General features: G+C 38.5%; 12 protein-coding genes. 10 read left to right on the top strand and 2 right to left on the bottom strand.

Translation table 11 applies throughout. The features are described 5' to 3' along the window. The first annotated feature begins 86 nt into the window (after window positions 1-86). The 10 genes from J655_RS22760 to J655_RS22715 all read left to right on the top strand — a co-directional run bounded on the left by J655_RS22760 (window position 87) and on the right by J655_RS22715 (window position 18,225). Entirely contained in the window at window positions 87-1,340 is a 1,254-nt protein-coding gene (locus J655_RS22760) for an NRAMP family divalent metal transporter (protein ID WP_081403818.1), read from the top strand. Between the two features lie 34 nt (window positions 1,341-1,374). After that, on the top strand, window positions 1,375-2,139 hold the full coding sequence (locus J655_RS22755; protein ID WP_032007626.1) for a LamB/YcsF family protein: 765 nt from the start codon (window positions 1,375-1,377) through the stop codon (window positions 2,137-2,139). A gap of 2 nt (window positions 2,140-2,141) precedes the next feature. Then, window positions 2,142-2,957 (top strand): putative hydro-lyase, encoded by an 816-nt coding sequence (locus J655_RS22750; RefSeq protein WP_080973428.1) that lies wholly within the window; start codon window positions 2,142-2,144, stop codon window positions 2,955-2,957. Window positions 2,958-2,989: 32 nt separating this feature from the next. Next, entirely contained in the window at window positions 2,990-4,576 is a 1,587-nt protein-coding gene (locus J655_RS22745; RefSeq protein ID WP_032007628.1) for an urea amidolyase family protein, read from the top strand. Beyond that, window positions 4,573-6,291, top strand: coding sequence for an acetyl/propionyl/methylcrotonyl-CoA carboxylase subunit alpha (locus tag J655_RS22740; RefSeq protein ID WP_032053278.1), 1,719 nt, complete (start codon window positions 4,573-4,575; stop codon window positions 6,289-6,291). Before J655_RS22745 ends, J655_RS22740 begins: the two co-directional genes overlap by 4 nt. 312 nt (window positions 6,292-6,603) lie before the next feature. Then, the gene (locus J655_RS22735) at window positions 6,604-7,824 is read left to right on the top strand and encodes a chloride channel protein (protein ID WP_017400097.1); all 1,221 of its coding nucleotides are present in this window, start codon (window positions 6,604-6,606) and stop codon (window positions 7,822-7,824) included. Window positions 7,825-8,170: 346 nt separating this feature from the next. Next, window positions 8,171-9,910, top strand: a complete 1,740-nt coding sequence (locus J655_RS22730; protein WP_032053277.1) for a ShlB/FhaC/HecB family hemolysin secretion/activation protein — start codon at window positions 8,171-8,173, stop codon at window positions 9,908-9,910. A gap of 47 nt (window positions 9,911-9,957) precedes the next feature. Continuing rightward, window positions 9,958-16,029, top strand: coding sequence for a DUF637 domain-containing protein (locus tag J655_RS22725; protein ID WP_032053276.1), 6,072 nt, complete (start codon window positions 9,958-9,960; stop codon window positions 16,027-16,029). An 11-nt stretch (window positions 16,030-16,040) separates the two neighbouring features. Then, window positions 16,041-17,441: a hypothetical protein gene (locus tag J655_RS22720; protein WP_002114038.1), complete on the top strand. Its 1,401-nt coding sequence runs from the start codon at window positions 16,041-16,043 to the stop codon at window positions 17,439-17,441. 268 nt (window positions 17,442-17,709) lie between these two features. After that, window positions 17,710-18,225, top strand: coding sequence for an SMI1/KNR4 family protein (locus tag J655_RS22715; protein WP_005070062.1), 516 nt, complete (start codon window positions 17,710-17,712; stop codon window positions 18,223-18,225). A gap of 429 nt (window positions 18,226-18,654) precedes the next feature. Here the strand turns inward: J655_RS22715 and J655_RS25830 are convergent, their stop codons facing one another. Further along, a complete protein-coding gene (locus J655_RS25830; RefSeq protein ID WP_230445321.1) occupies window positions 18,655-19,497 on the bottom strand; it encodes an IS3 family transposase in 843 nt (280 codons plus the stop codon). Window positions 19,498-19,529: 32 nt separating this feature from the next. Next, a complete protein-coding gene (locus J655_RS25825) occupies window positions 19,530-20,039 on the bottom strand; it encodes a helix-turn-helix domain-containing protein (protein ID WP_002120495.1) in 510 nt (169 codons plus the stop codon). Window positions 20,040-20,079 lie beyond the last annotated feature (40 nt).

Genomic DNA, 20,079 nt, shown 5'->3' with positions numbered 1-20,079 from the left:
TGTCATTTTAAAGGATTAAAGAATATCGTTTGGGACGAAAAAATGGTGTTCTTGGTTCAACTTGAAAATAGCGTTGTTAAGCTCAAATGGATGAGGAACGCATTAATATGTCTTTACTGAAATCTTCTTTTTTATCAGATCGCCAATGGGCCATTGTGGCCTCGATCTTTATGATGGCGACCTCTGCAATGGGGCCCGGATTTTTAACCCAAACTGCTGTATTTACAGTCAAGTTAGGCGCGGCATTTGGCTTTGCCATTTTAGTTTCCATTCTGATTGATTATGTGGTTCAACAAAATATTTGGCGAGTGGTGACACTTACTCAAATGCGTGCATCAGACATTGCCAATAAAGCATTGCCGGGTAGTGGTTATTTACTGGCGTTTCTGGTGATTTTAGGCGGGTTTTTCTTTAGTGTCGGTAACATTGCCGGTGCAGCTTTAGGTTTAAATGCGCTTTTTGGCCTCGACACAAAGTGGGGAGGTATTTTAAGTGGTGCTTTAGCCATTTTGATTTTTGCCTCTAGAAAAGCAACGCTTGTCATGGATAAAAGCATGATCGTGTTGGGATTGCTTAAAATCCTCCTGATTATTATCGTTGCTGTCATTGTGATGCCTCCAGTTGGGCAAGCTGTACATCAAACCTTTGCTCCAGATCAGATCGACTTTGCCATTATTACCACCATTGTTGGCGGTACGGTTGGTGGCTATATCTGCTACGCAGGTGCACATCGTTTACTCGATAAAGGCGCTGTTGGCCCTGAAAATATTGATGAAGTTGCTAAAGCTGCGACCAAGGGCATTGTTGTGGTCGGCATCATGCGCTATGTGTTGTTCTTGGCTTTTTTAGGTGTGGTGGTGAGCGGTGCAACGATTGATTTAGCCAGCCATGACGCCAATCCGGCAGCTCAAGCATTCCAATATGCAGCGGGTACATTTGGTTTTAAATTATTCGGCTTAATTTTCTGGGCAGCGGGTATTAGTAGCACCATTGGCGCAGCATATACTTCGGTGTCATTCTTTACTGCGTTTAAAAAGAACTTAACACCAAAACAAACCAACTATACGACCATTACCTTTATCGCATTGGCTTTATTGCTCTATGTGCTATTGGGTGCAACTCCGGCAGGCCTACTCATTTTCGTAGGTGGTTTTAACGGATTGGTGTTGCCAATTGGCCTTACAATTTTTGTGTATGTTGCCGCGTGCCGTAAAGATTTGATGGGTAATTATAACTATCCAAAATGGTTGCTTATTTTGGGTGGGTTAACATGTCTGTTAACGTGGTGGATGGGCTACATGTCGTTTACGACTGTGTTTAACTATTTGACCAAGCTTTAAACCAGACTGCGTGAAGTAATAAAGGAATAATGCCATGTTTGTAGATTTAAATAGTGATTTGGGTGAAAGCTTTGGCTCATGGAAAATGGGTAATGATGACCAGATTTTACCTGTCGTGACCAGTGCCAATATTGCGTGTGGCTTTCATGCTGGTGACCCACTCGGCATTTTAAAAACGGTTCGTAAAGCCGTTGAGCTTGATGTGACCATTGGCGCTCACGTGTCTTATCCAGACCTTGTAGGCTTTGGCCGCCGTAATATGGATTTGTCACGTGACGAACTGATTGCCGATGTGCTTTACCAAATTTCTGCACTCGATGGTTTGGCTAAAGTAGCAGGCTCAAAAGTGCAATACGTTAAACCACATGGCGCGCTCTATAACACCATTGCCCATGACCAAGCTCAAGCAGCAGCTGTGATTGATGCAATTAAAATGTATAACCCTGAACTGGTTTTAGTGGCTTTGGCTGGGTCGAACTTAGTGGAACAGGCACGAGCTGCGGGTTTAAAAGTTGTGTCTGAAGCTTTTGCAGACCGTGCTTATAACAGCGATGGCTCACTGGTATCTCGTCGTCTAGAAGGTGCGGTTTTACACGACTCGGCATTTGTTGCGAGCCGTGTGGTGTCTATGCTTAAAAATGGTGGAGTTGAGTCAATTGACGGCGTATTTACCCCAATTCAGGCCGACACCATTTGCTTACATGGTGATACCGACGGTGCGCTAGAGATGTCGGCAGCCATTAAAGCCGAGCTTGTAAAAAATAATATTGAAATCCGCCCATTTGTAAACAAAGCATAAGGATGAGCACCATGTATAAGGATATTAAAGTCGACCCAGCTCAGCTTGAAGCCGCATTAGATGCGCGTTTAAAAATCCGTGCTGGTTTTGATAAACCGACAGCAGGCATGGCTGCGGGCATGACGCAGGTCAACATGATTTCGGTGCCAAAAGAGTGGGCATATGACTTTTTACTCTATGCACACCGTAATCCGCAAAGCTGCCCAGTGCTTGATGTGCTCGAAGAAGGCATCTATGCAACTAAGCTTGCAGCAAACTCAGACATCCGCACTGACTTCCCACGTTATCGCATTTGGAAAGATGGCCAAATGGTCGATGAAGTGACCGATGCAAGAGAGATTTATAACGCTCATCCTGATTTGGTGACATTCTTAATTGGTTGCAGTTTTTCGTTTGAAACAGCTTTGCAAGAAGCGGGCATTGAAGTTCGCCATATTCATGACGACACCAATGTACCGATGTATCTAAGCAATATAAAGTGTGAACCAGCAGGCCGTATTTCAGGAAATATGGTGGTTTCCATGCGACCAATTCCATCGCATCAAATTAGTGAAGCGGTAAAAATTACAGCACGTATGCCGAGTGTACATGGCGCGCCTGTACATATTGGTCACCCTGAAAGCTTAGGCATTAAGGATGTAAATAAGCCAGACTTTGGCGATGCTTCTCGTATTGAAGCGGGTGAAATTCCAGTGTTTTGGGCGTGTGGAGTAACGCCGCAAGCGGCGGTCGTGAACTCGAAAATTCCTTTTGCGATTAGTCATGCGCCGGGTTACATGTTTATTACCGACATTCCTGACCGTGCTTGGATTGGCTAATTGGACTAAAGAAGAATTAAAAGGATAAACAAATGCGTTTTTTATCGGTAAACGCCGATTGTTTTCTGATTGAGCTTGCGAGCTTAGAGGAAACTTTGGCGTTGTACAATAAATTGCAAAATACGCAATTGAATGGAATTAAAGACTTAGTCCCCGCTGCAAAAACAATTTTGATTTTCTTTAATGAGATCGAAACCAACTTTAAAACGCTGGTTGCTTTAATTCAGAGTCTCAAAATTGATTCTGGATTTGAGCGTAGCGGCCAAGAAGTGATTGTGCCGATTCGTTACGATGGTGAAGACCTTGCTCAGGTTGCCGAGCTACAAGGGCTGACTGTTGCAGATGTGATTAGAAAACATCACCAAAGCGTGTGGAATGTGGCTTTTATTGGTTTTGCACCGGGCTTTGCGTATATGAGCAGTCCCGATCGGCCTTTTACCGATATTCCACGCTTAACGGTTCCTCGTAAAAAAATACCGTCAGGCTCTTTGGGTTTGGCTGGAAAGTACTCTGGTATTTATCCAAAAGACAGTCCGGGTGGTTGGCAGCTGATTGGTACAACATCAGAAAAAATGTGGGATTTAGAGCGTAAAAACCCTGCGTTACTGTTACCGGGTATGACCGTATATTTTGAAGATGTGACGCATAATCCAACTACTGTGACTGTACCACAGCAAATTACACCTAAGGTTGAGCCGAAACAATCGGTGCCACTGTTTAAGATTACTGCACCAAGTTTACAGATGCTCATTCAAGATGAAGGGCGCCTAAACAAGACCAATATTGGGGTTGGCGTGGCGGGGGCAATGGATTTATCTGCCATGCACAGTGCTAACCGTATTGTCGGTAACCCAACCGACACACCCGTCATTGAAGTTTTAAATGGTGGCTTAAAAGCAAAGATGCAACATGCAGGGATTATTGGGGTTGCAGGAGCAATCTCAAACATTCGTGTGAAATTTGCCGATGGTCAAACCGTAGACTTTGCAAGCTATCAACCGATTGATTTGGATGAAGGCGATGAATTTCAAATTCAACCACCAACAGCAGGCTTAAGAAACTATCTGGCCGTTCGTGGTGGTATAGACGTTGAACCAGTGCTCAATAGTGCTTCGTTTGACAGCTTGGCAGTGTTAGGTCCAGAGCCTTTAAAACTTGGAGATACCATTTATCAAGGGCAAGTAAAGGCAACCAATATTAGCGTAAATGAAGTTGGTAAAACCGATTTGCCACAAGCTGGCGAAGTCGTTGAGCTAGATATTGTGATGGGCCCACGTACCGATTGGTTCGAACAAGACAGTATTGAACTGCTATGTCAGCAAGAATGGCTCGTGACCAATGAAAGCAACCGAGTCGGGCTAAGACTTTCAGGGGCACAGCCTTTAACTCGCAAAATTACCCATGAACTGGAAAGTGAAGGTACATGTATTGGTGCTTTGCAGATTCCACCGAGTGGTCAGCCTGTTTTGTTTATGAATGATCACCCTTTAACGGGCGGATATCCGGTCATTGCCTCTGTTGCTAAACACCATTGGGATTTGGTGGCACAGATTCCGGCAGGTTGCCGCATCAAATTTAAAAAAATTGCCGAATTTACAGATTTTGAGAATGAAAGATGAATACAGAAAAATTATTGATTGCTAACCGTGGTGAAATTGCCGTTCGTATTATTCATGCTTGCCGTGATATGGGAATTTCATCAGTCGCGTTATATGCAGATGACGATATTGGCAGCATGCATGTCGAACTTGCAGATGAAGCATGGGGTTTGGCGGGGACGACTGCTAGCGAGACTTACCTAAATATTCCAGCCATTATCGAAGTTGCAAAGAAATCGAAAGCAACCATGGTCCATCCGGGTTACGGCTTTTTATCTGAACGTGCTGAGTTTGCTCAAGCCGTGATTGATGCAGGCTTAAAATGGGTCGGGCCATCACCAAGCGCTATTGAAAAACTAGGCGATAAAATCGAAGCACGTAAAATTGCTGCTTCAGTCGGTGCGCCCTTGGTTCAAGGTACGCAAGACCCACTCAATAATGCAGATGAAGCTTTAGAGTTTGCCAAACAATATGGTTTACCAATTGCGATTAAAGCTGCATTTGGTGGCGGTGGCCGCGGCTTAAAAGTCGCGTGGAAACTCGAAGAAGTCAAAGAGCTTTATGAGTCGGCAGTACGTGAAGCAAAAGCTGCCTTTGGCCGTGGTGAATGTTTTGTCGAGCAATATTTAGATAAACCGCGTCATGTAGAAGCGCAGGTGATAGCAGACCAACATAACAATATTGTGGTACTTGGTACACGTGATTGCTCGTTGCAACGCCGTAACCAAAAGTTAGTCGAAGAAGCGCCCGCGCCATTTATTAGCGATGAGATTTACCAACAAATTTTAACCTCGGCAAAAAATATTTGTCAGGCTGCAAACTATGTGGGTGCAGGTACAGTTGAATATTTACTCAGTCGTGACGGCAAGCTTTCATTCTTAGAAGTAAACACACGCTTGCAAGTTGAGCATCCTGTTACCGAAGAAACGTCGAAAGTCGATTTGGTGGTGGAACAAATTCGTGTTGCACAAGGTGAAGCGCTTTCTATTAAAGAAACACCAAAAGCACAAGGCCATGCCATTGAGTTTCGTATTAATGCTGAAGACCCAGCACGTGGTTTTATTCCGGCCTTTGGTGTATTGAGTTTATTTGAAGCGCCGTTTGGTAACGGTGTACGAGTAGACACAGGTGTTCGCACTGGGTCATTAGTGTCTAGCCATTTTGACTCACTCATGGCAAAGCTAATTGTGACTGGTCCAACCCGCGAAGTTGTAATTGCTCGCGCTAAACGTGCTTTAAAACAATTTAAAATTGAAGGCGTAGCTTCGGTTTTAGATTTTCACCGCGCGGTACTTAATGAACCTGACTTTACAGATGAATTTAATGTACACACGCGCTGGATTGAAAATGACTTTAAACAAGAATTAAAGCCAACCAAACGTGGCATTCCAAACCATCAACAGCCAATGCTGCTTAGCTACATTGAAATTGATGGCAAGTTACACCGTTTAGGTTTACCTGCGGGTATGTTTGCACAAGGCCCAGCAACTGCAGTTCAAGCGCAGACTGCCGAGCCAGAAGTAAGTGCCGAGCATTTACTTGCTCCAATTAATGGTGTGATTAGCGCTTGGAAAGTCGAAAATGGTGAGCAAGTCACAGAAGGCCAAGTGGTTGCCATTATGGAAGCCATGAAAATGGAAGTACAGGTACTGGCACACCGCAGTGGCGTTATTCAGATTGGCGCAGAGAAGGGCGCGACCTGTCATGCAGAAACTGTGATTGCGAGTATTAATTAAGTTTTGAATAAATGATTTGGCTCACTTAAGCATCAGTTTAATTGGGTCAAATCGAATGCTTATTTATTCACTTAGTTCGTTATTTTTCGCAGTACTCGTTAACCATTTTCAGCTTGAAAATTAGCACTAATTATGAGATATTCCTCACAGTTTAGTGATATGAAAATTAATCACTGTATTGACTGTATTGAAAGCTCGCTTATGCGGGCTTTAATTTTTAGCCCAGTTTAAGCATTTCTCACTTAATGAGCTGGCAGCATAAAAACAATTTGAGAATTTGGCACTCACTCAAAGGCGAATTGAAGAAAGCGAATGAAAATTCTACCTTCATCTGAATATGATCAAATTCTAAAATACAGTGTCTATTGGCTCGTCATCTCGATCGTGATTGGAGTCGTCGCGGGGTTGGCCTCGACTTTAATTTTTGTGGCTTTTGATATTTCAAACAAAGTCCGAAGTCTGCATCACTGGCTCATCTACTTTTTGCCTTTTGTGGGTTTTGGCATTGGTTATCTCATTAAAAAATATGGATCACCGATTGAACGGGGAACTCATTTACTGATTGATGAAATTCACCAGCCTAAGTCGTTTATTCCAAAACGAATGAGCCCCATCATTTTTATTACTTCAATTTTAACGCAGTTATTCGGTGGTTCGGCAGGGCGTGAGGCCCCAGCGGTTCAGCTTTCAGGTGCCTTAATTGACCACTTAAGCCATATATTAAAAGTCTCGGAAGATAACCGAAAAATCTGTTTAATCGCCAGTATTGGGGCGGGCTTTGCAGGGGTGTTTGGTTTGCCTCTAGCGGGTGCAATCTATGGGTTAGAAATTACTGCTTTAGGTAATTTAAGATACTCTGCTATTTTTCCATGCTTTGTGTCGGCGCTGATTGCATCGGCCATCCCTGAGCTATTTGATATTGTTCATCCGCATATTTTTTATGTGATTAGTGAGTTTCCAGCCATTCATTTTGGCACGCTCATGAACTTAATTGTGGCAGGGCTGATCTTCGGTCTAGTCGCACGTTTCTTTATTGCTGCCATTCATTTTGCGAGTGACGTCTTTTATAAATATGTGCGTTATTTACCATTAAGAACGATGGCGGGTGGTATTGTCATTATGCTACTTACGCTGTTCACTGCGCATCAGCAATACAACGGTTTGGGTACAGATAAAATCATTTCATCTTTTTATGTACCGATTGAGTTTTACGACTTTTTTAACAAGACTATTTTTACAGCCATCACTTTAGGGTCGGGTTTTAAAGGTGGTGAAATTACACCGTTGTTCTATGTGGGTGCGACATTAGGTAATGCTTTAGGCGCAGTTTTAAACCTACCCATTTCATTACTTGCAGGCTTAGGCTTGGTGAGTCTGTTTTCTGGAGCAAGTAAGGCACCGTTGACCTCTATTATTTTAGCTGTTGAGCTATTTGGAATGAATGTTGCGACTTATGCCATCATTACGTGTTTATTGGCAGCGTTATTTTCTGGAAATTGTGGATTGTATCGCCGTAAAAAGTTGATGGATTGATTAAGCATTTCTAAGGAGTTGAGTGGTTTTAGAGTGCTTAACTCCTATTAAATATTCTTTTTTTTTAATAATAAAAATTGGCCTAGTAAATGAAAATAATTCTAAAAATATGAAAAGAATTGAATTTATAGCTTTATAAAAGAAGATAGAAATTAATTTTAATGAACAACTATTGTTTCCTAAATATTTAAACTATAGGTATACATTAATAAAAATTAAAAATATTTAAAAAATTTCCAAAATGTTTCAATTATGAATTTTTTATGACATTTATTGTTGATTGTGAATGATTCATGTAGTTTTTGTTTGATTTTTTATCCATTTGGTAAATTAAAAATAACATTTTATGCAAAACAAAATTTTTTTTACTCACGCTTTTTTTCTTTTGTATGGGGTAGCTACACATGCTTATGCTATCGATGATATTTCTTTACCAGATCGTATACGTCAGGAACAACGTTTAAAAGAGCTTAATCAACAATTAGAAGAGCAAATCACTCAGCTTGCACCTAAACCTGTCACTACCCAATTGCAGGATTTTAAAACTATAGTCGTTTCGGAAGAGCCATGCGTTAAGGTCAAGAATATTGATTTTGATAGAAAGACGTTACAGGACCCTGAACACTATAAATTTCACTTTATGCTTCGGGCAATCTGGAATCATCCGCAGAAGATTATTGGCAAGTGTATCGGTACGCAAAGCTTACGTAACCTCGTTAATTTCGCCCAAAATGAATTGATTAAAAAGGGTTTTATTACCAGTCAGGTTACTGTTGATCCTCAAGATATTCAGCAAGGTTCTTTGCGACTTGGTGTGCAGATTGGGCGTTTACGTAAGATCATCGTTGAAGGTGAGCAACTCTCTTTATTACAACTTAAAGCATCTTTACCATTTAAAGAAGGCGATGTCCTTAATCTACAACAACTTGATCAGGGTCTCGAAAACTTAAAACGAGCTTATACGGTAGATATACAAATTGTGCCGTCAAATGAGTCTGTTCAGGAAGCTAAAGGGTATAGTGATCTGATTATTAAGTTACAGCCACAATCAAAAATCAATTTAAATTTTGGTCTGGATAATTCAGGGAGTAAAGATACAGGTCGTTATATAGGTAGTCTGGGACTCAATATTAATAATCCATTCTATTTAAGTGATTCTCTTTCTTTTAATTTTAGTCATTCATTAGATAACTTACATCGAGACTTAAATAAAAACTACTTTGTAAGTTATCAGCTTCCGTTAGGAAATTATGATTTCAGTACTAGCTATAGCCGTTATCAATACGAACAAAATGTATTGGGTGCAAATGGTGGACTGCGTTATCACGGCTTAAGTCAGCAGGGTAATTTGAATGTATCTCGTGTACTTAGCCGAAGTGGGCAACATAAAACCAGCCTCTATGGCAAGCTCTACCATAAGCAAAATTCAAACTTTATTGATGATATTGAAATCGAAGTACAACGTAGAAAAACTTCAGGCTGGAATGCGGGGATACAACATCGCCAATATCTGGGTGATGCTGTATTAGATGCTGGTTTGGATTATCGGCATGGCACAGGCGCATTTGATGCGTTGTTAGCACCAGAAGAACAAATTAAGGACATTGATAAAAATCCATTACCGTCAGAAGGGTATTCCCGTGCACCGATATGGAGTGCCGATTTACGTTTTCAAATGCCATTTTTGCTTTTAGATACGCCTGCTCAATACCGTTTGAACTGGCGTGGACAATATGCTCCACGAGTTTTAGTACCTAATGATCGTTTTTATATCGGTGGTCGTTATAGCGTTCGAGGTTTTGATGGTGAACTGATGCTATCAGGCGATAACGGACAGTATTTACAACAGGAAATCAGCGTAAATACAAAAATTCCTAATACTCAATTTTACATGGCTGTAGATCAGGGTTGGGTGAACGGTGAGAACAGTATTGCTGGGCAGCGCCATCTGATGGGGAGTGTCGTAGGACTGCGTAGTTATCTGAACCATTTTTATCTTGATGCCTTTACAGGGCGAGGCCTAATCGCACCAAAGAGTATAAAAAAAGACTGGATTTTGGGATTTAGTCTAAATGCTTTTTATTAAGTTTTATTAATAACTTGAGATTCATTTTAATTAGAGAAAACTGACTTATGAATAAAAATCTTTATCGAATCATTTTTAACAAAGCTCGTAACATGTTTATGGCAGTTGCCGAGAATGTCAGAAGCCAGAGCAAGGCGGCAGGGCAATCTAGTTCCTCAGAAAGAGTGAGTTCCGGGCAATCACTGGTGCAAGAAAAATCATTTCATCAACTGTGGCATGTCAAGGCATTAGTAGCAAGTATTAGCTTATTAGTACCATTTGCTCCTGTCTATGCTGCTATTGTCGCAGATAGTGCAGCAAATGCTGCGAATAGAGCAGTCATTGGTGCTGGTAAGAACTCAGCAGGCACAACAGTTCCAGTGGTTAACATTCAGACTCCCAAAAATGGTATTTCCCACAATATCTATAAACAGTTTGATGTATTGGCTGAAGGTGCTGTTTTAAATAATAGCCGAACAGGAGCCACCACTAAAACTGTAGGGACAGTGGGAGCAAACCCATTTTTAGCGACTGGTGAAGCGCGAGTTATTTTAAATGAGATAAATTCAACAGCTGCTTCAAGATTTGAAGGAAACTTAGAAGTCGCAGGGCAAATGGCAGATGTCATTATTGCCAACCCTTCTGGTATTAACATTAAAGGTGGTGGTTTTATTAATGCCAATAAGGCAATTTTTACTACGGGTAAGCCTCAGTTAAATGCCGATGGCAGTATCAAGCAGTTTACAGTTGACCAAGGAAAAATTACGGTCTCAGCGAATCCTAATTCTAAATTTGGCTTGGGGGGAAATAATAATGATGCAAATTATGTAGACCTCTATACCCGTGCATTAGAGCTTAGTGCTGAGCTACGTGCCAAAAATGATATTCAGGTCATTGCTGGAGCAAATAATGTTAGTGCAGATTTACAGGATGTTACTGCTAAAACAGGCACAGGAACCGCACCGACATTGGCAGTAGATGTTAAAGCGCTGGGTGGAATGTATGCCAATAATATTTATTTGATGGGTACAGAAAAGGGCCTAGGCGTTACTAATGCGGGGACACTTCAGGCAGTCAACAATCTGGTAATTACCAGTGCCGGGAAAATTGAGCATAGCGGTACTATCAGTTCGACCAGTAAAACCCAAGGTTTAGTGAGTCTACAAACAATAGGCACTGGTGCTATTGCAGATATCAACTCATCAGGCAGTATTAATAGTAATAGCATGTTAAATATTGATTCAGGTAATAACCTGAATGTAAATGCTAAAGAAATTATTATTAATAATGGTAGCTTGGCTGCTTCTCCTTTAATTATTAGTAGCAAAGGGAATTTAAATTTAGCGGCAAATAGTCGAATTTTTAATGATGCACAGAGTGGAGATGTATATGTTGATGCAGCGAACATCAATCTGGCAACTAATGCAGGCATCACCAGTAATCGGGGTTCTGCTTATATCCAGTCGCAAAAAGATGTAGTTGCAGCTCAAGGTGCAAAATTAATAGCAGCACAAAATTTGAATGTATCCGGAAAAGGTAAGCTCTCACTGAACGAAAATCAGATACAGGCATCCTTGGGTTCAATCAACCTACAAGCAGATTCTTCAAATACAGAGGGTTTAATTGATATCCGAGGTGGGACGATTTATGGGAGTAAAGATTTAAACTTATACAGTTCAGGAGATGTAAATTTACAAAATCTTGGATTTGCACTTGAAAATTCTGCAACACGAGTCAAGAACATTAATGCTCACAGTGGACGAAACTTGGTTTGGAACAATGCAACAAAAGTTCTACCCCAGATTACAGGGAAAGTTGCATTGGATGCCGAGAATAATTTAAGTATTTCAGCTCAAGGGGTCTCTAGTAAAGATAGTATTCAGTTACAAGCAGGTCAATTAACATTAAATACGAATTTCACCTCCCAAAAAGATATTAATCTGATCACAGAAACAGCTGATTTATTTCTAAATAATGTATTAAATGCTCAAAATGATATCAAAATTTCAGCTTTAACTGGTGGGATTACTGCCAATAGCCTCAAAGCCAATTCTAATGCTGGCAAAATTTCGATTCTTGCCAATAAAAATCTAGTTTTAAATTCACTGCAAGAAATAGAATCAGCTCCTTGGGCAGATCAAGATGGCGCAACAACTGATATGACCTTCATTAATGGTAATAAAGGGGTTACATTAGGGTCAATTGGGGATGGGAATGTACAATTAAAATCTACTCGTATTACTGCTGAACAGGGTGATATTCAACTAGTTGCTGGTAATGGTGTTTCTTTACAGGCGAATACCGATGTTACGATTAGTGGTGATAGTGGATATGACAATGTAAGAAAGAATGTTTTACAAGGACAATCCTTACAGATTCAGAATAAGAAAGCAGATATCGTTATTGATAGCACCAATTTAACAACTTCTGTTGGTGGTTTATCTATTAATGGCGAGGGTAAAACGACATTATCAAATAGCGAATTAAACTCTAAAGGGAATATTGAGCTTTCCGCCAAAGATCATTTGACTTTACAAAATATAGAAGCGAATGCTGATAAACACATGGCGCTTAATAGTCAAAAAAATATCTATTTGAATAGTGAACAGGGCCCTACAGTAACATCTACAATTTGGGAATCTTATAGTTTAGTTAATTTAAAAGCAGCTGGTTTATTATCATTAAAAAGTAAAGGCTCACAAGCTCTTAACTCTACTAGCATTAAAGGAGGAGCAATCAATATTGAAACTGATGGGTCATTTAATATAAATAAGGATGTTCAACTAAACTCAGCAAGGAATATATTTTCTAATCAAGAGTCTGATAAATTTTTAGCAAGTGATCCTCAATTACAGAAGATACAGGGAAATCTTTCAATTCAAACAAATAATACTCTTGTATTGGATCCAGAAAAAATTAAAATTCAAGGTGATAATAATATTGAGTTAATTTCAAAAAATGGAGATTTAACCTTACTTGGATATGGGGGGAGTAAAGGTAATGGTTCTGAGAGGAATTTTACTATTAGTGGTACAGGAGATATTCACGTAGAAGGAAAAAAAGTAGATATTCAAGGGGCTTTTATTTCTGGTCGAAATATAAATATTTTTTCTAGTTCAGGTGATATTAATATTGATGGAATTAAGAATAATTTTAATAATTATGCTAGTAAAAAATATAGCTCTGAATTGTTTGAAAAAATTTTTAATTTGACAATGATCTTATCTAATACTGAAAGTTTAAAAAAATATAGTGCTTCAAGAATTAGTCAAATGCAAGAAGAATTAGCAGATCTAAAAGATGCCTCCACATTTTTAGAAAATGGGACAAATGGATTCGAACATGCAGAAACTGTACTTAGAACAAGTCTAGGTGATGGAATTATTAACCTTATTTCAAAAAAGGGAATAAAAATTACTGGAGCAACAATCCAGGCAGGATATGATGGAAAAGTAAATATTGAAGCTCAAGGGGGAAGCGATAAAATTTATAATTCTACGGTTTTAAACAAGAATAACCAGCCTATAAATATGAATGCTAGTATTATTATAGCTGGACATAATGACTTTTATGACAAGGGTAATGATACAGATTCTAATTATAAAGCAATTTCTTTTGTAAGCCCTACTACTATTGAAGGAGCTGATATAAATATAAAAACAGTAGGAAATAGTGCAGGTGATAATCTTGTACTTCAAGGAGTGGGTATTTCAGCTAAAAATCAAGTAAAGATAGAAGCGAAAAAGAATATTCTGTTTGATGTAGCACTCGAGCAAATTTTTGATCGGTCAACAAAGGTACAGAAGAAAAAATCTTGGGGTGGATTAAAGAAAAAGACAATAACAACTGTAATGGAAAACGAGTTAATAAGACCTGCTTCAGTTGATATTGATGCAAAAAATATTTATATAGAAAGTAAAGAAGTAAATCCACAAAATAGTATAGATATTTATGGAGGTAAGCTCACAGCGAATGGAGGGATGATTTCAGTTCGTTCAGGTGGTAATTTGAATTTTTATACAGCTCCTGAATCTTCAAAAACAACAATTGATGTGAATAGTAAATCATCAATAATGGGGATTAAATATAATAGTTCAAAGACAAATTCGACTCATAATGTAGTAACACAAATACCGACGAAATTAGTTGCTGATTATATCGGTACAAAATCAGGCTTTGATACACGATTAGTAGGGACTGATTTTGAATATTTAAAAGGCGCAACAATTGAATCAGGTGGTAAAATCTTTATTGAGCCTGCTATTACTAATATTTCGACAAAACTAAAGAAAGAAAATAATTCTGTTGTTTGGCAATCTATGCAAGATAAAGGCTCCATTACAGAAACAGCCAAACTCCCAAATTTTAATGGACCTGTTGCGCCTACATTTAAGGCTGCTGGTGGGCTGAGCGTACAAATACCGATAAGTGAAAAAGATGCCAATAAAATAGTACTTCGGGATGAAATTTTAAAATTAGCAAACCAACCTGGAAATACTTACCTTAAAGATTTAGTCAATCGTAATGATGTGGATTGGCAGAAGATCCTCCTTACTCAAAAGGATTGGGATTATAAATCACAAGGTCTAACTGGAGCAGGAGCGGCTTTAATTGTCATCATCGTCACTATTGCGACAATGGGTACTGGTACAGCAGCGGCGGCTGGAGCAGCAGGAGGAACAGCTGCTAGTGGTACTACGGTCGGTCTTGGGGCAAGTATGCTTGGTACGGCTGGGGTGACTACCACAGCGGCAGGCGCAATTGTTCCATCAACATTAGGGGCAATGGCAAATGCAGCAGTCACGAGTCTAGCTGCTCAGGCAAGTATTGGTCTGATTAATAACGGTGGGGATATTGGCAAGACCCTAAAAGAGATGGGAAGTAAAGATTCCATTAAAAATCTGGCTGCATCTGTGGTAACAGCAGGTTTATTAAGTCAAGTTGGTACTGCTCTAAATTTAAAACCAGACAGTACTCTCCTATCAGACCGATTAGTAAATAATTTTACCACTTCTGTAGGATCCACCTTAGTACAAACTGCCATTAATGGTGGGAATCTTGGCGATAATTTACAAGTTGCATTACTAGCCGGTTTAGCAGGGGCCTTACAAGGAGAGTTGGCTAGTCAGATTGGAACGAGTTTAGATAAAGTCGATCCGAATATATTTGAATATACAATTCATAAAATTGCTCACGCCGCTGTTGGATGTGCTGCTGCTGCTGCAACGAAGTCTAGTTGTGAGGCAGGTGCGATTGGTGCCGGTGTAGGTGAAATAGTTGCAGGGTTAATGCCAGAACCAGCTAATGGTATTGAATATACTGATGCAGAAAAACTAAAAATCCGGAATATAGGTAAATTAGTTTCTGGAACGGTTGCAGCATATACTGGTTATGATGTAAACACTGCTGCGAACAGTGCTGATACTGCGATTCAGAATAACTCCTTAGTTAGATTAGCAACTACCACAGGTAAGCTATTAGTAAAAGCAGCTGAAATTTATGGTGATATTAAGAAAGCAAATAAGGGTATAGTCGATTCAAAGGTTTTTGTACAAAAACTTAAAGATCAAGGCGTAAGTGAGCTTGTTGGAATAGCTGATGATTTGGTAACTGTTTTTGGTCCTGCCAGTACTCCTTTTGATAGAGCTTTAGCAGCTTTTGACCTTATTATTGGAACAGATTTAAAACCGGGGAAGGCTGAATCATTAAAGCTTGCTCAAGCTGAATTGGATAAATTAAAAGTAGATCAAGCTTATACTTTAAAAGTTTTACAAGTAAAAAAAGACGTAGTTACCAGAAACCGATTAAACGGTAAAGAATTTGAAATGAGTGCTGCAAGTAAATTGGGGGTAAAGCGAAATACCGATCGACAAATGATTACCATAAAAACTGAGAGAGATGGACAGATTAATATTATTCCAGATGCATTCGGTAATGGTGGGACATTAGTTGAGTTCAAGAATGTCCAATATCTTACAGATACCCAGCAACTCAGGGGGTATGGGGCAACAGGAAAACCAGTTACTTTAGTAGTAAATATGAATACAAAGATATCTGAAACAGTGAAGAATAGTATTTTATCTAATAAGGGGACAATTCAAAGATTTGATCCTATCAAAAATACTCTCCACTCATATTAGGAAATTATCAAATGAAGTTTAAGCGTCCTATTTATAGCAAAATTTTTACTCCAAATATGTTGAGAGATCCCCAAGAATTTTTTAAACGGATACACCACTACTGTAATTCCTTTCCAGAAATGCTTCCAGAAAAGTATGGTTTTTGGGAACCATTAAAAATCCCATTTTCACCTGACATAATAGAAAAACTGATTCCTAATGACAGAGGGGGAGCTGCTGATCGATTATTGTGCCAACGTTTAAAAAAGCCCCGTTATCAAGGAAGTTTTTGGCCTTCACTGCATGGAGAGACGCATAGTGAGGAATATCTTACCTCAGAGTTTACTCAAATTGATCAGCATAAATTGATAAATTATCTGAAAACTACTACCTTACAATTTAATGCGGACTTAGCAATTATTGATGCAAATCGGCATTCGGAACCACAGTTAGGAATTAAAGAAGGATGGCGTGGGGTAACACCTTTTTCCTATGAACTAAAACATTGGTTACCAGATATGTATTGGGGAACGGTATTTGGTAAACCTTATGTCGATTTATTTGGCTTAGAGTGTTTATTGTCTACCCCCGCGTATAAAGTAGAAAAGTTATCAGATGATGCTGTTTACATTCAATTAACTGAGCAAGTACAAGATATATTTGAAAAAACAGAACATGTGGATGAACAGCGTGAAATAGTTAAACATCATTTGGGTACTGATGCCTTTTGGTCACCAGAAAAGGCTTATGTAATAAACACGGATTATAGAGTTTTAAAAGGCTTATCTGAACATAATGTAATTAATATTCCTTTGCAGACTAATTATACTGATGTCTTCCGTGTGCCTCATTTTAATTTAATATCAGATGCTTATATGCAAGCAGAAGTGCCGCCGGAAAATATTTATACATATTTGAAGGGAATAAAGGAATTTGGTACCGATCAATGGATTGTTCAATTGTCTCAAGCATGGTTATTACGCATGTTTGATCCTATAGCGCTTGGTTATGGTGTTGAGGATGTTTATAATCATGGTGAGGTAAGTGAAATAGAGTTTTTTTATAAACCCGATGGATATGACTCTCCTATAGAAAAGGAACTATTTATTGGAGCGTGGGATCGACCAGAGCAAGAAACAATGAGCCGTCAGAAGTATGCTGAATCCATACTTCAAGTATTAGCTAGTAATTACCCATTAGCGCAATCAGAATGGTCAAATGTAGAAAGTAAAGTTGATCATTTTGAGGGGCATTCAGAAGTTTATTTAGACCAAATCGATCCACAAGAGTTTAATTTGTTTCGTATAGCAATTAAAGTAATTGTATTTGAGCGGTTTTTTGTTAAAGTCACTTTCATGGATTATTGGTGTAATGACTTGAGTGAATCTCAAGAAATTTCTAACCCAATTTTTAACTTGTTTAAAGCTAAGTAATATTTATATAAAAAGACTTTTATTGATAAAAATAAGGGGATGAAGCTCCTTATTTTTATTCTGTACAAGAAATATATAGCAGCGAATATAGCTGTTGAATGTTCTGTCATCCACTATGGATGACAGAACATCTGCTTTAATTGAATTATCAATACGTGTGGATTTAAAGGCAGCTAAAAATGTTGATGCCTTAAAAAGCGATCAAAAAATTCTTGTGAAGAATTTAGGGACACCCTTAACAAGAATTTAATTCTTTTTGGAGAAAAATGTGAATGAAGCATTAAGAAAAATAGAGATTCTTTGGAGTAAAGAACTAAAGCACGCTGTTCATAGAGGAGAAAAAACTTTTTTTCAGTTTCGTTGTATTTTGAATAATGGTATTTCACCAGATAGATTTGATGATATCGATTTGCAATTACCCACAGAGTTTAAGGAGTTCCTCTTAGTTAGTAATGGGGCTGATTTATTCAAGGATGAGGAATATGGGCAATGGGGAGCGAGAATATTTAGTATTGATGAGTTACAGTCATCTAATAAATATTATAGAGAGTTAAGGCCTAAAGACTTCACTAAGGGGGATTTGATAATTGGTGAGTTTTATGGTGATTCAGATTTGTTATTGTTAAGGTGTGATCCTGAAAGTAAGGATTATGGCGTTGTACTTATCGCTTTACCTTTTGATAATCGCTCAGATTGGTATTGTTCAGTCAACTTTGAATATTTTATAACTGACTATGTCAATTTTGAGGGCGATAAATTCTGGGAGATGCGAACAAAAAAATAATTTTATTGAAGCTCTAACAAGGGCTAGTTTTTTTAGCATATCCCATTTTATTTATTATTCTAATTATGTTGCAAAGATTAATGCTTAAAATTAAATATATAAGTCATCTCTAGAGCTAATCTATAGTTTGCTATGTAGTTACTAAATTAATAAAGCAAGAAAGGTATATCCTTATTTTTCTATGAATATATAAGCCCATTTCCGATGGCTAATTTCTTTCTTTTTAACGATCTATTTTAAAACAAATGTCATTTCCCACGCTTGACGACAACAAAAGCGGATACTATCCTTTGCGGGCTGGCCTACATTGCCAGTTGGTTTTAGCAGACCATCAGCCAAAGTACACGAAAAAGTCTAACTTTTTTGTGGAAATCCCTGCGTGCCCCCTTTGCGGTGGAATGATCTGACCCCATAAAGTTGGACAGTTAGTTAAGCAGTTTTTAAAAACTGGTTTCTATATTGTACAGGGGATAAACCTTGTAGCTTCACCTTGATTCTCTCATGATTATAATAATGAATGTACTCTCGTATAGTTTTCTCTAACTCATCAGTTGATTGAAATTTTTCACCATGAAAGCACTCCGATTTTAATATTCCAAAGAAGCTTTCTATTACAGCATTATCTAAGCAATTTCCTTTACGAGACATACTTTGAATTAAACCATGTTGCTTTAATTGCTGTTGATAATGAGCCATTTGATATTGCCATCCTTGATCTGAATGGAGAATTGGTTTCTCATGTCGCTTAAGTTTAGCTAAAGCATGAATGAGCATATCTTTCACTAACTCATAATTGAGTTTACGTTGGATCCGGAAGGTAATAATTTCCCCATTAAATAAATCTATAATTGGTGATAGATAAAGTTTTTCACCGTTAACATTAAATTCCGTCACATCAGTTGCCCATTTCTGGTTGGGACGGTTCGCTTTAAATTGCCGTTGCATAATGTTATCGGCCACCATCCCGACACAACCACTTTTATATGAGCGATATTTTAGTGCTCTGATACGTGATTTAAGTCCCATAGTTTTCATAAGACGATATACACATTTATGGTTGATTATTATTCCTGTACTTTTCAGAGCAAGAGTAATTCTACGATAGCCATAGCATCCCTTATGCTTGTGATATATGGACTTGATCTGCTGTTTTAACTCAGTATATTTATCCTTAGAGCGTACAGCTTTCATGTGATAGAAATAAGTACTACGAGCGATCTTGGCAATACTGAGTAAGAGCTTTAATGGATAAATTTGCCTTAATTCTGAAATAACTTGAACACTGTCTGCAGTAGAAATTGAATTTAGGTACGTTGCTTCAGTTTTAAGGCTTTTAGCTTTTTTAAAAAGGCAACCTCTGCTCGTAAAGCGGTCACTTCATCAATGAGCTCCTGCTGAGATTTATCTTTGTCATCTTTTACAGACTTGGTTATTTTAGTTTTATCTTGTTTAAGCATATTGGTATAAATCCTCGTGGTATTAAACCCAGCAATCCCTTCTTTATGATACTGAGCTAGCCACCTTCTTAAAATTGACGTCCCGCTCAGATTTAACCGTCTTCTAACTTCTCTTACCGGTATCTTATCAAGAAGCATTTGTACAGCCTTGATTTTAAATTCGGAAGAGTAGTAGGTTTTTTTAGTTTTAACATTCAGGCCATCTTCACCTTGTGCCTTATAGTTTTCAATCCATAAGCGGATGGTTTGGAGATCTACATTAAATTCTTGTGAAAGGATTTTATATCCTTTACTTCCCTCTAAATAAGCTTGAATGACTTTTAATTTTAACTCTTTTGAATGCTTCGGAATTGGCATAGAGCACACCTCATAAGTTTTAAAAGTCTAACTTATGGGG

The organism is Acinetobacter sp. 1294243 (genome assembly GCF_000588015.1).
Classification (GTDB): Bacteria; Pseudomonadota; Gammaproteobacteria; order Pseudomonadales; family Moraxellaceae; genus Acinetobacter; species Acinetobacter pittii.
This window is presented reverse-complemented; position numbering and strand designations above follow the sequence as displayed.